The organism is Rhizobium sp. CC1099 (genome assembly GCF_029714385.1).
Lineage (GTDB): Bacteria > Pseudomonadota > Alphaproteobacteria > Rhizobiales > Rhizobiaceae > Rhizobium.
Map to the genome: position 1 here is coordinate 1,420,606 of NZ_CP121642.1, position 14,455 is coordinate 1,435,060.

The window sequence follows — 14,455 nt, forward strand, 5'->3', positions numbered from 1 at the left end:
TGGGACAGAACGTTCGCAGAACAGGTAAATCGGCTCGCGGTTACCATCCACACGCCACGCGCCGAGGGAATCTGCTTTTTCTGCCGCGTAAATCTGGCCGGTATTCCGCTACCAGTTCAGATCGATTTCCCCTTGATATTAGAACCATTCTGATCAAGAATGCAACATCTCCGTTAAGGAAGAGGAGGGTGCTGTGAGGAGGCATCATTTCTTCTCTGGATTTCTTACGGTTGCAACGGCGGCGATTGGCGTTCCTGGTCAATCCTATGAAATTACCGCCGTTGCGGGAGGAGGCTCCATCGAGGGTGTTGTCGTTTACAACGGCACCGTCCCGACGAAGAAGATCATCCCCACCAAAGACGTCCAGGTCTGTGGAACTCCACGCGACGAACCGTTGGTCCGGCTTGGCGCCGGCAAGGCCGTTGAAAGTGCGGTCGTATATCTGGTTGACGTGGCATCTGGCAAAGAATGGCCAACGGCAGGGAAGACGCCCGAACTCAACAATGAAAAATGCCGTTTCGAACCGGAAGTGCAGGTTATCCCGGCGGGCCCGCTGAATGTCGTGAACTCCGATCCCGTGCTGCATAACACGCATGGCTACTATGGCAAGCGCACGGCGTTCAACCTTGCCTTGCCCAACAAAGGCCAGACCATTCCCACCGAATTGCCCCGGCCCGGAACGGTACGTATTGACTGCGACGCGCATGGCTGGATGGAAGGCTGGATTTATGTTGCCAACAATCCCTATTACTCAGTCACGGGGAGCGATGGCAAGTTCTCGATCACCGACGTCCCGCCGGGTGACTACAAGCTCGTGGCCGTGCAGCCCTTCACCGGGCCTATGGAAATGTCTGTCAGCGTTGAGGGTGGCAAAGCCACGAAGCTCGATATCGAACTTAAGAAGCAGTAGTACGAAGTAAAGAGCAAAAAGAAAAGTCCTGATGTGGCCTAGCGCGTCACGTCTGCCTCTGTGACGGCCGAGCCTTTTTTGGCCAGGGAGGAGAAACCCCATGTCTGACGAGCTTGATCGTTTGCGCCGGGAAATGCATGCGGTACTGCAGCCCGCTGGGGTGCGTCCAGATGACACGCTCCAGATAACGCGCCGCACTTTCGTTCACAAATCGCTGTTGTTCGGTGCCGCCACGGTCGCGCAGACCTTCGCGTGGTGGCCGTTGCTCAACACGATCGACATCGCGCACGCAGCCGAAGAGCCGTTTATGTTCGCCTGGATTTCGGACACACACCTGTATCCGCGATCCCTGAACACGCGCTTCGTCGACAAAACCATACGCGCGGCCCAAGAGGTCAAGGCGATGAATCCGCCCGCCGACTTCCTGGTCTTCGGCGGCGATCTGGCGCAGCTCGGCAAGATCGAGGAGCTCGAGCTTGGCGTCGAGTTGCTGAAGGACGTCACAATACCCAAGCACTATATACCTGGCGAGCACGACTGGTATCTGGACATGGGCAAGAAGTGGGGCGAACTGTTCGGCCAGTCCAATTGGACCTTCGACCATAAGGGCGTCCGCTTCATCGGTCTCGATACAGTGAGCCGGGGACCGGACTACTGGAGCGCCAAGAACATGACGCCCGAGGAGCGCATGGGCCACATGGCGACCCTCGACGGCACAGTCGCCGGTCCCTGGGCCGGCGTCGGCCGCGACCAGCTCGACTGGATGGAGAAGACCCTCTCCGACTGGGACAAGGCAAGACCCGTGGTGATCTTCAGTCACAATCCGCTCTACGAATACTATCCACCCTGGAATTTCTGGGTCCGCGACTGGCGCGAAGTCCATCAGGTATTGATGCCCTTCAGCAAGGTCACGAACATCCACGGCCATACGCATCAGGTGCTCTATAACGAGATCGGCACGATGCGGTCTATCGGCATGCTTGCGACCTCGTGGCCGTGGCCCTATGCGCCCGAAGGCGTACCAAAGCTGACGAAGCCGATGATCCGCGTCGATCCCGGCGATCCTTATGACGGGGTCGGCTGGGGCAAGATCGACGTCGCCGCAAACGACGATGTAAACGCGGAATACGTGATGTGGGGCCGCAAGGAGGTCTTCGTCCAGTCTCCCGAGGACCACGACAAGAACGTGTCGGAAGTCATCCGTCCGCGGATCGCCGATAACATGTGGCCATATCGATAGGAGGAATAGCTATGACAAGCAAAGCAACCCTCCCCGGCACACTGCGGATTTCCTCGATAGGAGGCGCAATCGGCATTGCCCTTCTCGTCGGACCGGCCGGCGCGCACAAGGATCCGATAACCCCGCAACAGTTGAAGGCCTTTCAGGACGTTTTCCTGGAACAGGTCAGGAAGGGAGATCTGCTTTTTCATGGCGATCAAGCGACGGCTGACGCCATGGGCGTCGGCGACAGCCTTTCGACTACGGGAATGGCTTGCGCCATGTGCCACCCCATGGCGTCGGACACCCATCCGCAGTCCTTCCCGAAATTCCAGGCGCAAATTAACCAGTTCGCGACCCTGCGGGATATGATCAACTGGTGCATCGAGAAGCCGAACCAGGGCGTGAAGATCGATCCTGAGTCCGAGGCGATGAAGTCGCTGGAAGCCTACATTACTTGGTCCAATACGGGATCGGTGCTCCAGCCTGGCAAGTTTTAGGCTTCAGCCGCTGCCGGCGGTACCGGCACGCAAAGAGGAGACGTGTCTTGGCAGAAACCGCGACAGTGTTGCGGGGCCGCTTCGCCAATGTAGACCTCGATGAATTGGTCGACCGTCCGGTCGTGCGCGTCTGGCTCTACTGGGGCATGTTCTGGCTGATGGTGACGCCGTCCGTCGGGGTGGCGATTTCGGGACTGTTCAACTATCCGGACTATCTCGGCACCGAAAATCTGGCGCTCACTTTCGGGCGCCTCCGGCCGGTGCACATCAACGGCGTCATCTTCGGCGCCTTTTCGGCGCTCTTCATCGGGGAATGCTACTATCTGGTGCCGCGTCTCTGCGGCGTGCGGGTGCCTTGGCCGCGGCTGAGCGTCTCAATGGCCTGGCTGTGGAACATCGTTATGGCCGCTGCCCTCGTGGCACTGGCCCTCGGCGAAAATCACGGGCTCGAAGCGGGCGAGCTTCCGCTATTCGCCGAGATTCCGATCTTCGCCGTGATCGCGACGGTCACGGCGCAATTCCTGATCACCATCGCCCGGCGCCTCGAGCCGCCTCTCTACGTCGCGCTGTGGTATCTGATCGGGGCGTTCGTCTGGACGACGATGAACCTCGTGCTGGGCAGCTTCATCCTTCCCTACACCATCAGCGGAATCAACAGCGCCGCCTTCCACGGCCTCTACATCCACTACATCGTAGGCCTGTGGCTGACGCCGGCGGGCTATGTACTGATCTACTACTTTCTGCCGGTCAGCGCGCGCAATCCGCTCTTTTCCCACAAGCTTTCGCTGGTCGGCTTCTGGTCGCTCGCGCTCTTCTATCCCTTTGTCGGCATTCATCACTATCTCTTCAGCCCGATCGCCGACTGGGCCGAGACAATCGCAATCGTCACATCGATGCTGCTGATCATCCCGGTCTGGACGGTGCTGGTGAACTTCTTCGGAACCATGATGGGCAAATGGCATGAATTCGGCACGAACCTTCCGGCCAAATTCCTGATCATGGGCTCGATCATGTATCTCTTCGGATGCTTCCAGGGATCCACAGAAGCCTTGCGAGCCCTGCAGCAGCCGACGCATTTCACCGACTTCGTCATCTCGCACTCGCATCTGACCGTGTTCGGAACCTTTGTCGTCTGGGCAATGGGCGGGCTGGTGTACGCCTGGCCGCGTTTGTGGGGCCGCGAACTCTGGTCGTTTCGGATGGGCAACTGGTCTTTCTGGCTGATCACCGCCGGAATCTCGACCATGGGTATTGGTCTATCCGCCGGCGGACTTCAGCAGGGGTTTCAGTGGATGAACGGCGTTGAATGGCTGGATTCGATCGTCCACATGAAACCCTATTGGCTGCTGCGCACGCTGGCAGGCATCACCATGGATATCGGCATGTCGCTGCTCGTCCTCAACATGATGATGACCGTGATTAGAGAGCCCGTAAAGTTAAGAGAACGTGAGCCGATACCCGGCTCGAGCACCATACCGGTCGGTGGGCCCGCCCAATGAGCGCACGGTTCGTCGCACTGGTGGCTGGTATCGGCTTCTTCTTCCTTGCGGTGTTCACGCAGGGAATCCTTCCATTCTTCGAACCGTCAGCCCGCACGACGAAGGTCACAGCCGCTGTCCGTACCAGCTTCGGCCAGGTCAAATGGATGGTGGCCGATGCGACCGACTACACACCGCTGCAGAGCCGAGGCCGCGCCGTCTATTTGCGGGAAGGCTGCTGGTATTGCCATTCGCAGTTCGTGCGCCCGGTGACCGGCGAGACTCGCCGTTGGGGCCCAGTTTCGGAATCGGGCGAATTCGCCTATGACGTGCCACACCTGTTCGGGACGCGCCGCATCGGCCCGGATCTCACACGCGTCGGCCTGAAATACGGCGACGAATGGCACCTCGCCCATTTCTGGGATCCGCGCATGCTGGTTCCAGATTCGGTTATGGCACCCTATCGCGGTCTTTTCGATGAGCCGGAGGGACCCCTTAGGATTGTCGACGATGGTGCCGGCGGTCGCACACTGGAAAGGACGCCTGTTACCGAGCGTTTCTTCCGCTTTGACAGCCAGGATCTGATATCGTTAACGCCGAACGCCAACGGGCTGCTGTTCGTGCCGATCGAGGCGCGAGACAAGAAGCCAGTCATTCTTATCCCTAACGAGGAATTTACGGGCCAGACCGTAACGATCGCGGCTGAGACCGAGGATCTCCACGCGCTCGTTGCCTATCTGCAGAAGCTCGGCATGAACCGCGGGAAATGGCGCGACCTTTTCGAACCGCAGCAATTGCAGGTCGTCGACGTTTCCTTGCCACGGTCGCAGGAATGGATATTGCACGGCAAGAACGTCTATGAGCGCCGCTGCATTGGCTGCCACGGTGTGACGGGCAATGGCAATGGTCCGGCGGCAACTTTCATGTACAAGCAACGGCCGCGCGATTTCACGGCTGCCGTCTTCAAGTTCAGGCTGACGCAAGGGCCGCTGCCGACGGATGGAGACCTGCTGCGCACGATCACGCGCGGCGTGCGCGGCACCGCAATGCCTGCATGGCACGAACTGCCCATCAACGATCGCCTCGCCGTTATCCAATACATCAAGTTTGAGCTGGCGGTCGATCGCTCCGATCCCTCCGCGCCTTATGAATTCTTCACGGAAGAGCCCCCCGGCGGGCCGCTGCTGATCGGCGAGCTCCCGCAGCCTTCCGAGCAGCTTCTGGCGCATGGCAAGCAGATATGGCAGTCGGCCAAATGCTGGGAATGCCATGGACAGGAGGGGAAAGGCGACGGCGAGAAGGCCGCCGGACTGAAGGATGATCTCGGCTTCACCATCGTGCCTGCGGACCTCACCAGCGGCCAGTTCAAATCCGGCCCGGCCGTCCAGGACATATTCCGGACAATGACCACGGGACTGAGCGGCACGCCAATGCCATCCTACCGCAATGCGTTCCCGGACGAGGATCGATGGGCGCTCGCCTACTACGTTCTGTCGCTTTCCGCCTACAAGGATCCCCTGACCCTCGAACCGCTGAACATAGCCGAGGCCGACCGGAAGGCGCTCGACGACCTCAACCTTCAGGCGTCCTCTCCGGACAAGGCTTACGTACCGGGCGCCGGTGCGGCAACCAGCCGGCTCGACAAGGGCGCAGGCGATGCTCCGGCGAAAATTGCTCAGGGAGAATGACGCATGGCGGATTTCGGAATTGCTGGTCCCTATGTCGGCGCAATGTTGATGAGCCTCGGGGCTCTCTGCCTCTTCATATGGGGGGTGCTTTCGGGAGCTTTGAGCAACGCAGACAGGGTCTCGCAGGAATTCTTCGAGAGGGAGATGGAAAATGACAGAAGGACAGACCACGAAACCGGCCGGAAGCCGTGATGCGGACGTTTCCGAGAGTAGAGAGCATGAGATGGAGGAATATGCGGGCGGCCACATCGAAGCGCACCATGGATACATTCCCGTGTGGCTTCTGGCTGTCTATTTCGTACTTTTCGTATGGGGGCTTTACTACAGCTACAACTACTGGGGCGGACTTGGGCCGGGCCGGTTTTAGCGCATTGAAGCACAGCCTCTCGCGGAGCCCCGGATGGATTCAACGGCTGTGAGAAAGAAGGAGACCAATGATGTTGGCGCCGAGGATCATTATAGCCGTTGTGATACTGAACCTTCTCTTCCTGGTCAGCGGATTGGCGTTCAACGTCATCGCTGCTTTCTGAACTGTAGGAGGATGGGATGCTTGCTGAGACCATGTTTTCCTTCGCTGATGCGGGCTTCAACCAGACGCTCGCCTTCATCGGCGGCGGGGTCTTTCATATCGCCTTCTTCGCCTGGGTCGCTTACCTCGCTTGGAGATAGGACCGGCCTTTGATCAGGCAGGAGGAAGTTGCGATGACCCCGTATCTGGTACTTTTTGCAGCGGGCTTTGCCGGTAGCTTTCATTGCATCGGCATGTGTGGCGGTTTTGCCTGTGCACTCGGACGTGATCGGCATGGGCTGGGAGGGACAGTGCTACGGCATCTTCTCTACAATGGCGGGCGGCTGACCACCTATTGCTTCCTCGGCGCTCTTGCGGGCGCATTCGGCGCGGTGGTCTGTTCGAGCGGCGGCGGCCCGCCGGCCGTTCCGCTCTTCGGAGGCTACGTCGATCCTGCGCAGCGTATCCTCGCAATCGTTGCCGGCATCCTCATGATCAGCATGGCGTTGCAGTTCTTCGGTTTTTTGCAGGGGCTGCGTCGCGCAACAATCGGTCTGGGCGGCAGCGCGCTGGTCGTCTCGCTGCGGCAATTGCTCGCGGCACCTTGGAAAGCCGCTCCTCTCGCGTTCGGCGTCCTCAACGGCTTTCTCCCCTGCCCGCTCGTCTATGCCTTCGTTGCCCAGGCCACCAGCACCGCGGGAGCGCTTCCCGGCTTTCTCACCATGGCGGCCTTTGGTCTAGGAACTTTTCCGGCAATGCTGATGATGGGGGGCATCGGCCGGTCGCTCGCCCCGATGTGGCGGCAGCGCAGCGTCTGGCTAGCAGGCAGCTTCATCCTTGTGCTCGGACTCGTGACCCTCGGCCGTGGCGTCCTGCCGCTAGGCCTATTCCATGGAACTCACTTCATATGAGCACACCGGACGATGCATTCTGCAGTCACTGCTTGCTGCCGGTGGGACGGCGGGCCATGCAGCGCACTCTTGACGGCGAGGTCCACACCTTCTGCTGCTATGGCTGCTGCATTGCCTTTCAGGTGACGCGCGGCAGAAGCGAGGAATCGGAAGCGGCCTGGCTGCTCATCCGCCTCGGAGTGGGCGCGTTCCTTTCCATGAATATCATGCTCTTCAGCCTCCTGCTCTATGATGACACGTTCGCCGGGGCGGACGCCTACATGCTTCCATGGATTCACCTGCTGCTCTGGATTTTCGCCACCCCGGCGGTCGCAATCCTCGGCGGTCCCTTCTTCCGCGAGACGGTGCATGACGCCCTGGACGGACGCCTGACATCGTCGACCCTGATCGTCACCGGCGTCGGGGCGGCCTACCTTTATTCTGCCTTCGCGGTGCTCGCGGGCAGTACTCATGTCTATTTCGACACCGCTTCAATGGTGCTGACGCTCTTCACTCTTGGCCGCTATCTCGAGGCGACAAGCCGTGCCAAGGCGGCCCGTGATCTCGAACCGCTCCTTGCGGCAGAAAACGAGATCGCGACAGTCGTCGCCGGTGGAGCCGAGACGCGTCGGCCGATGCGCGAGATCCTCGCCGGCATGCTGGTACGAGTGCGACCGGGTGAGCGCATCCCCGTCGATGGCGTAATCGTCGAGGGAGAATCTGTCGCCGACGAGGCGATGATCACCGGCGAAAGCCATCCAGTTCCGAAAGCGGCCGGCATGTGTGTCATCGCCGGCAGCATCAATATCGACGGCGCCTTGCTCATCCGATGCAGCGGCGCGGTCAGTGATACGCAGTGGGTACGCATCTGTCGCTCGGTTCGCGATGCCCTATCCCACCGGGGCCCGACCCAGCGCATCGCCGACCGGATCATTGCGCTTGCTGTGCCGCTCGTGCTCGCACTCGGCGCACTGACGATTGCCTATTGGGCGCAATCGCAGCCTTTCGACCGAGCGTTGCTCATCGGGCTCGCAGTTCTCGTCGTTGCCTGTCCGTGTGCGGTTGGGCTTGCCGCTCCGCTTGCGACCACCCTCGGCATCGGACGACTGGCGCGCTACGGCTGCGTTGTTCGTGACCCCGGCATCCTGGAGGTGCTCGCAGAGCTCCGATCCGTGGCTTTCGACAAGACCGGCACGCTGACTAGCGGCAGGCTGCGTGTGGTCGAAATCTTAACCGATAAAGTCAGGTCTGAAGAAGTGCTGGCGCGCGCGAGCGGGCTGGAGCGGCATTCTGAGCATGCCATGGCAAAGCCCATCACCGCCGCCGCCGCTGCTCTCGGCGTTCCGCCAGATCAGACGCTGGCTACTCGCGCCGTTCCTGGCCGCGGCATCCGCGGCACCGTCGGCGGCATGCCGGTAGCTGCCGGCAACGCAGCACTTATGCGCGATTTGGGATGGGCGCTCTCGCCCGAGTTGCGAGAGCGTGCCCGGATTTCCGAGGCGACGGGCCACTCGCTTGTCCATGTCGGTTGGAACGGCCGCGTGCAGGGCGTACTCTCGCTCGACGACACGCCGCGCCCGGAAGCGCGCACAACGATCGAGGAACTGAGGAGCCGCGGCTTGCACGTTGTTCTCCTGACCGGTGATCTGGCAGAACCGGCCCGACGCATCGGTGCGACAGTCGGCATCGCCGATATCGAGGCCGGTCTGTCGCCGGAGGCCAAGCGGGACGCCCTGAACCGCCTCCGCCACAACTGCGGAAAAGTGGCCATGGTTGGCGACGGCCTCAATGACGCTCTGGTCCTGGCGGACGCCGACGTCGGTATCGCAGTCGGCTCCGCCACCGACCTCGCCCGCGAAACATCGGCGCTTGTTCTGCCCGAGGCCGGGCTGTGGATGCTGCCATGGGTCGTCGACATGGCGCGCGCGGTCCGCCGGACCATCCTTACCAATCTCCTTTGGGCCTTCGGCTACAACCTTGTCGCGCTGACGGCCGCCTCGCTCGGGCTGCTGCAGCCGATCCTCGCCGCCGCAGTCATGGCCGGTTCGAGCATTCTCGTTGTAATGAATTCGTTGAGGCTGCAACGGGTGCCGGATCCCGATCCGTCTTGCCTCTCCCTTCGGGGAATTCCCGTGGACGGTCAGGAATCTCAACGCCTTGATCAGCCGAACACGTCCGCCGTGAAGGCCGAATACCAGCCGACGGCCTGATGCGCCATCCGGCGTCGGACCTCCGCACTCTCGCCAACCTTGCTGATAAACATCTTGACGGTCTTTATGCTTCCGCCCTCGGGAGCGAAGGTAATGGCATTGGTGAAGGCATCGTCTGGCGCGAGGAACGTGTAGCACGAATTGAACAGGTGCGGAGGAAAGCGTGGCGAGCCTGTAAGCGAAGCGGCGATGGCGAAGGCGCATGCCTTGGCCTGACTATTGGCGGAGAAGGCGGATTTTGGCATGTCGCCGCCAATGATCGCGTCGCCTACCAGATGGATGGCGGGCTGCAGCGTCGACTCGAACGTCACTGGATCGACCGGACACCAGCCGGTGCTGTCGGTAAGGCCCGCCCTTTCAGCGATAAGCCCCGCCTTCTGCGGCGGAATGACGTTGGCGACGGCCGCCTTGAAGGTCTGGCTTTCCGTTATGACGGAACACGTCGCCACATGCACGCCTTTGGTTTTCCCTATGAACTGCGCCGGCAGCCATTCGATCATACCCGGATAGTGGCGTGACCAGGCGTCCTGGAACAGTTCCTGGCCCGAAAACTGGTCCTTCGCGTCGAGAATGAGTATCTTCGACTTCGGTTTGAACTGCTTGAAATAGTAGGCCACCAGCGAGGCCCGCTCATAGGGGGCCGGCGGGCAGCGGAAGGGATTTTGGGGCGCAGCGATAGCGAACACGCCGCCATCCTCCATGCTTTCGAGTTGCCGGCGCAGAACATCGCTCTGAGGTCCGGCATTCCAGGCATGCGGCATCATCTCGGCCGCTGCGTCGTCATAGCCGTCGATCTCGCCGAATTTGAAGGCGATCCCCGGGGCGAGCACGAGGCGGTCATAGGCGAGCCTTGACCCGCCCTGGAGGCTGACGACCCTCGCGGTGGCGTCGATCGCAGTCGCCGCCTTCCGGATGACAGTGATACCGTGGCGCTCGGCCAGCGCCTCGAAGCCGAAGGTCAGCGAGGCGAGCGAGCGAAGACCGGCGAGGTAAAGATTGCTGAAGAAGCAGGTGACATGGTTCGGCTTCGGCTCGATCAGGGTGACATCGAGCGTCTTCAGGTCGGCGAGGTATCGGGCGGCCGTCGCGCCGCCAATGCCGCCGCCGATCACGACGACCCTTGGCCGGCTCTGGCCGCGCGCAATATGCGGCGCAGCCGCGGCCATGAGTATCCCTCCCCCGAGGCAGCAGATCCGGCGCCGCGTCCAGTCTGTCATTGTTGCCCCCCGTCCTTTGCTTTTCCGGCAAGATAGCGCGCCACGGCCGCCAGTTCTCCATCGGTAAGCGACAGGGCGACCGCGTGCATCACAAGGCGTGGACTTGAGTTTGCGCGAAAGGCAAGCATGGCTTTTATTATGGTCTGCTCGTCAAGCGCCGTGATCGAGGGAATGGACTGCCCTCGCTTGTCCGGATGATGGCAGGATGCGCAGGTGGCGGCGATCTGAGCGCCTTCACTGACCTCAGCCGCAGCCTGGCCGGCAGGCACAAGGGGCGCGACTACAAGGAGCGACCTCAGAATATGACGGGTTTCGAAAGCGATGGCCTTCGCAAGGGGCGGTGCCGCGGTCGACGGTCCTTTCACCATCTCAGGTAACCACTATATCGTGGTTCAGAGAATAGACGGCGCCGCCGTCTTCCTTCCAGATGAACTCCATGCGTCCGCTTTCCGTCGCGAGCAGCGAGAATTCAAAAAAGGGATTGGCCGAAACCGCCTCGTGCAGGTCGACGCTGAACACCACAACGCCACCATAGCGACAGATGAATTTATTGATGATCTTGCGCGGGATCACCTCGCCCTCGCCGTCTGTCCGCAGCCCCGTTTCCATCTTGTGCTGAATGATGGTCTTGACCGGAATGACTTCGCCTTTGGCGGCGGTGCCGGGAACCATAACACGGGGTATCGGCGTCATTGCGCTTGCCCTCCTTCCATTCTGTCAACGGCAACCATTCGTGGCGACGCTGACCCAGCTCTTGGCCATGAGCAACCTGCCGTCGCTCATTTCGGCGAGCGCCACGACGTGCTGCGGCCCCGCAAGGCGAATCCGGGTCGAAACGCGGGCAAGGCAGCGCCGGGGTGAGAAATGGAACTGGGCTACCTCGACGAACGGGTTCTCTGGCGCGAAGACGCGGATCGACTTTACGTGGTCGGTTTCCGTCATCGGACTCTCCACCTGGATATCCATAGGCACCGTATAGCCGGTCGAAAATACGGTGGGCATTAGTAAACGAAGCTGGGTCGATTCGGTCGCGGCTCGTCCCGTCATCCGCTCGACGAAATCGAGAACATCATCACCTGCGCGCGCGCGCTTCGGCCACAGCGTAAGCGCCCAAGCGACGATTCCGATTGCGCCTGTTATCGACAACCGACGGCGCGTCAAGCTCATTGTCCGGTCTCCGCCACCGCTGGATTAGCGTTCGTCCAAAGCAGATGCAGTGTGTACCCAGCCTCTTGCGGGAACGCTTCGCTACCGCCGCGAGGGGCTAATGAGGAGCCTCGGTCTCTTCGAGGTTCCGAAACCGTCACCTCCGCATGTTTCCTGGAAGAGTACACCTTGTCCTGTGGCGCGTAAATGTTTCATCGTGCTTGCTTTCGGTTGAACGAACGGGAACTCGGCATTATCGTAAACTTGCTTAAACTCTGTCAGGATGTCCGATCGGATCCCGTTCCAAGCAATTCGTCAGCCGTGCCCGCTCTTCCACCGTCAACTGGTTTCCGGTCGGCTTGCCGGCCCGTCGCCGGGCGAAAACCAGCAGCGAGATGGCCCCGGCGACGATCAGCAAAATGGAGGCGCCCCAAGCAGAACCGTTCGAACGCTCAACCGGGGCTTCAGAAGCACGAAATGGCCGTAGCGCGAAACGATGTAGTTCAAGACCTCTTCGCCCGGATCGCCATCGGTCAGGCGCTCGCGCACCAGAAGCCGCTAGGCCGATCATTCTACCGGCCCATCCCTGCGGGAACCGCTCTTGCCTTGCGGCTCGGCGCACCGACGCGCAGCCGCCGGTCGGAGAGCGACACGAAGCCACCGACCGCCATCAGCAGCGTCCCGCCCCAGATCAACAGGATGAACGGCTTCCACCAGATGCGCACGACGATGCCGCCGTCCCTGGTCGGATCGCCGAGCGACACGTAGAGCTGGCTTGCCCCGAAGGTCAGGATGCCGGCTTCCGTCGTCGGCATCTGGCGGGCGGCATAGACGCGCTTTGCCGACCAGACATCTGCAACCTCGACGCCGCCGCGGCGGATACTGAAGTGTCCGCGATCTTCCTTGTAGTTTGGACCGGCCGCCGGCTGCATGCCGTCGAAATGGACGCTGTAGCCTCCCGCCTCCATGGTCTCGCCGGGCTTCATTTCAAGCACATGCGAGGTCGCAAATGTCGTAACGGCAACAATGCCGAGCACGGTGACGCCGAGCCCGGCATGCGCCAAGGCCGTGCCAAAAGCCGAACGCGGCAGGCCGGAAAGCCGCCGCCATGCGACCTCCGCCGCCATCTTGCCGAAGCCTGCGCGATACCAGAGATCGGCAATGGCACCGAAGACGAGGAACAGCCCGGCCGCCAGCCCGAGCACCGACAGCACCGGCCCGCCGTGCTCGATGTAGAAGACGGCGATCGCCGCGGCGAAGGCAACCCCTGCCACGACATAGAGCCGCTGCAGCACGCCCAGAAGGTCGCCGCGCTTCCAGGCAAGCAGCGGCCCGAACGGCACGGCGACGAGCAACGGTGCCATCAAGAGCCCGAAGGTCATGTTGAAGAACGGCGCGCCAACGGAGATCTTGTCGCCGGTGAGCGTCTCCAGAAGCAGCGGATAGAGCGTCCCGGTCAAGACGGTGCCGCAGGCAACCGTGAGGATCAGGTTGTTCAGCACCAAGGCGCCTTCGCGCGAGACCGGCGCAAACAGGCCGCCCGCACTCAAACGCGGTGCGCGAAACGCAAACAGCGACAGCGCCCCGCCGATGAAGAACATGAGAATGCAGAGAATGAAGACGCCGCGGCTCGGGTCGCTGGCAAAGGCATGCACCGAGGTCAAGACGCCGGAGCGCACCAGGAAGGTGCCGAGCAGCGATAGCGAGAAGGTGAGGATTGCAAGCAGCACGGTCCAGATCTTCAGCGCCTCGCGCTTTTCCATCACCAGCGCCGAATGCAGCAGTGCGGTTCCGGCAAGCCACGGCATGAAGGAGGCGTTTTCGACCGGATCCCAGAACCACCAGCCGCCCCAGCCGAGTTCGTAATAGGCCCAGTAGGAGCCCATGGCGATGCCGAGCGTCAGGAAGGTCCAGGCGGCAAGCGTCCAGGGCCTGACCCAGCGCGACCAGGCGGCATCGATCCGGCCTTCCATCAAGGCGGCGACGGCAAAGGAGAAGCACACCGAAAAGCCGACATAACCGAGATAAAGCAGCGGCGGATGGATGGCGAGCCCGATATCCTGCAGCACCGGATTGAGGTCGCGGCCCTCGGCCGGTGCGGGATCGAGGCGGACGAACGGGTTGGAGGTCAACAGGATGAAGAGGATGAAGGCGGCGGAGATCCAGGCCTGAACCGAAAGCACATTGGCCTTCAGCCTGTCCGGCAGATTGCGGCCGAAGAGCGCCACCAGGGCGCTGAACAGCGCAAGGATCAGCAGCCACAGCATCATCGAGCCTTCGTGATTGCCCCAGACGCCGGAATATTTGTAGATCAGCGGCACCAGCGAATGCGAGTTCTCCCAGACGTTCCTGACGGTAAAGTCGGAGACCACATGGGCATAGGTCAAAACGCCGAAGGAGAAGGTCACTAGCGCAAAGAGCACGACGGAGCCGAGCGGCGCGACATCCATCATCGCCTGGTCAAGCCTGCGCGCGCCGATTGCCGGCACCAGCGAAACAACGATCGCTGCCGCCAGCGCCAGGACAAGTGCGTAGTGACCGATCTCGATGATCATTGCGTACCCTCGCCTTCCTGCCACAGACCCTGCGCCTTCAGCCGGTCGGCAACGTCCTTCGGCATGTATTTCTCGTCGTGCTTGGCAAGCACCGTGTCGGCGAGGAACTCCCGGCTGCCGGCCGCAAACTTGCC

General features: G+C 61.4%; 15 protein-coding genes and 2 pseudogenes. 10 read left to right on the forward strand and 7 right to left on the reverse strand.

Features of this window, described 5'->3' with window-relative positions; genetic code table 11:
* The first annotated feature begins 193 nt into the window (after positions 1–193).
* The 10 genes from QA644_RS27950 to QA644_RS27995 all read left to right on the forward strand — a co-directional run bounded on the left by QA644_RS27950 (position 194) and on the right by QA644_RS27995 (position 9,403).
* Positions 194–910 (forward strand): carboxypeptidase regulatory-like domain-containing protein, encoded by a 717-nt coding sequence (locus QA644_RS27950; protein WP_239600525.1) that lies wholly within the window; start codon positions 194–196, stop codon positions 908–910.
* Between the two features lie 100 nt (positions 911–1,010).
* Entirely contained in the window at positions 1,011–2,150 is a 1,140-nt protein-coding gene (locus QA644_RS27955; RefSeq protein WP_074072072.1) for a metallophosphoesterase, read from the forward strand.
* Positions 2,151–2,161: 11 nt separating this feature from the next.
* Positions 2,162–2,629 carry a hypothetical protein gene (locus QA644_RS27960; RefSeq protein ID WP_194731040.1) on the forward strand — a complete coding sequence of 156 codons (468 nt, stop codon included), beginning with the start codon at positions 2,162–2,164 and terminating at the stop codon, positions 2,627–2,629.
* 47 nt (positions 2,630–2,676) lie between these two features.
* Positions 2,677–4,128 (forward strand): cbb3-type cytochrome c oxidase subunit I, encoded by a 1,452-nt coding sequence (locus QA644_RS27965; protein WP_283072563.1) that lies wholly within the window; start codon positions 2,677–2,679, stop codon positions 4,126–4,128.
* A complete protein-coding gene (locus QA644_RS27970; RefSeq protein WP_283072564.1) occupies positions 4,125–5,795 on the forward strand; it encodes a cbb3-type cytochrome c oxidase subunit II in 1,671 nt (556 codons plus the stop codon). Before QA644_RS27965 ends, QA644_RS27970 begins: the two co-directional genes overlap by 4 nt.
* Positions 5,796–5,798: 3 nt before the next feature.
* On the forward strand, positions 5,799–5,987 hold the full coding sequence (locus QA644_RS27975) for a hypothetical protein (RefSeq protein WP_283072565.1): 189 nt from the start codon (positions 5,799–5,801) through the stop codon (positions 5,985–5,987).
* On the forward strand, positions 5,947–6,162 hold the full coding sequence (locus QA644_RS27980) for a hypothetical protein (RefSeq protein WP_283072566.1): 216 nt from the start codon (positions 5,947–5,949) through the stop codon (positions 6,160–6,162). Before QA644_RS27975 ends, QA644_RS27980 begins: the two co-directional genes overlap by 41 nt.
* A gap of 179 nt (positions 6,163–6,341) precedes the next feature.
* Positions 6,342–6,464: a hypothetical protein gene (locus QA644_RS27985; protein WP_283072567.1), complete on the forward strand. Its 123-nt coding sequence runs from the start codon at positions 6,342–6,344 to the stop codon at positions 6,462–6,464.
* Positions 6,465–6,497: 33 nt separating this feature from the next.
* On the forward strand, positions 6,498–7,214 hold the full coding sequence (locus tag QA644_RS27990) for a sulfite exporter TauE/SafE family protein (RefSeq protein WP_283072568.1): 717 nt from the start codon (positions 6,498–6,500) through the stop codon (positions 7,212–7,214).
* Between the two features lie 56 nt (positions 7,215–7,270).
* Complete coding sequence (locus QA644_RS27995; RefSeq protein ID WP_283072569.1) at positions 7,271–9,403, forward strand: cation-translocating P-type ATPase; 2,133 nt, start codon at positions 7,271–7,273, stop codon at positions 9,401–9,403.
* Here QA644_RS27995 and QA644_RS28000 read toward each other — a convergent pair.
* The 7 genes and pseudogenes from QA644_RS28000 to QA644_RS28030 form a co-directional block, all read right to left on the reverse strand.
* Positions 9,355–10,620 (reverse strand): NAD(P)/FAD-dependent oxidoreductase, encoded by a 1,266-nt coding sequence (locus QA644_RS28000; protein ID WP_349254122.1) that lies wholly within the window; start codon positions 10,618–10,620, stop codon positions 9,355–9,357. The genes QA644_RS27995 and QA644_RS28000 overlap by 49 nt on opposite strands.
* On the reverse strand, positions 10,617–10,988 hold the full coding sequence (locus QA644_RS28005; RefSeq protein WP_194731034.1) for a c-type cytochrome: 372 nt from the start codon (positions 10,986–10,988) through the stop codon (positions 10,617–10,619). Before QA644_RS28005 ends, QA644_RS28000 begins: the two co-directional genes overlap by 4 nt.
* 1 nt (position 10,989) lies before the next feature.
* Positions 10,990–11,292: a thiosulfate oxidation carrier complex protein SoxZ gene (soxZ, locus tag QA644_RS28010; RefSeq protein WP_283074039.1), complete on the reverse strand. Its 303-nt coding sequence runs from the start codon at positions 11,290–11,292 to the stop codon at positions 10,990–10,992.
* A gap of 45 nt (positions 11,293–11,337) precedes the next feature.
* A complete protein-coding gene (locus tag QA644_RS28015; RefSeq protein ID WP_283072571.1) occupies positions 11,338–11,787 on the reverse strand; it encodes a thiosulfate oxidation carrier protein SoxY in 450 nt (149 codons plus the stop codon).
* Between the two features lie 247 nt (positions 11,788–12,034).
* Positions 12,035–12,324 (reverse strand): annotated as a pseudogene (locus tag QA644_RS28020) (cytochrome c-type biogenesis protein); the annotation flags it as partial.
* 14 nt (positions 12,325–12,338) lie between these two features.
* On the reverse strand, positions 12,339–14,321 hold the full coding sequence (locus tag QA644_RS28025; protein ID WP_283072572.1) for a heme lyase CcmF/NrfE family subunit: 1,983 nt from the start codon (positions 14,319–14,321) through the stop codon (positions 12,339–12,341).
* Positions 14,318–14,455 (reverse strand): annotated as a pseudogene (locus tag QA644_RS28030) (cytochrome c maturation protein CcmE); the annotation flags it as partial. The gene QA644_RS28025 and the pseudogene QA644_RS28030, both read right to left, overlap by 4 nt.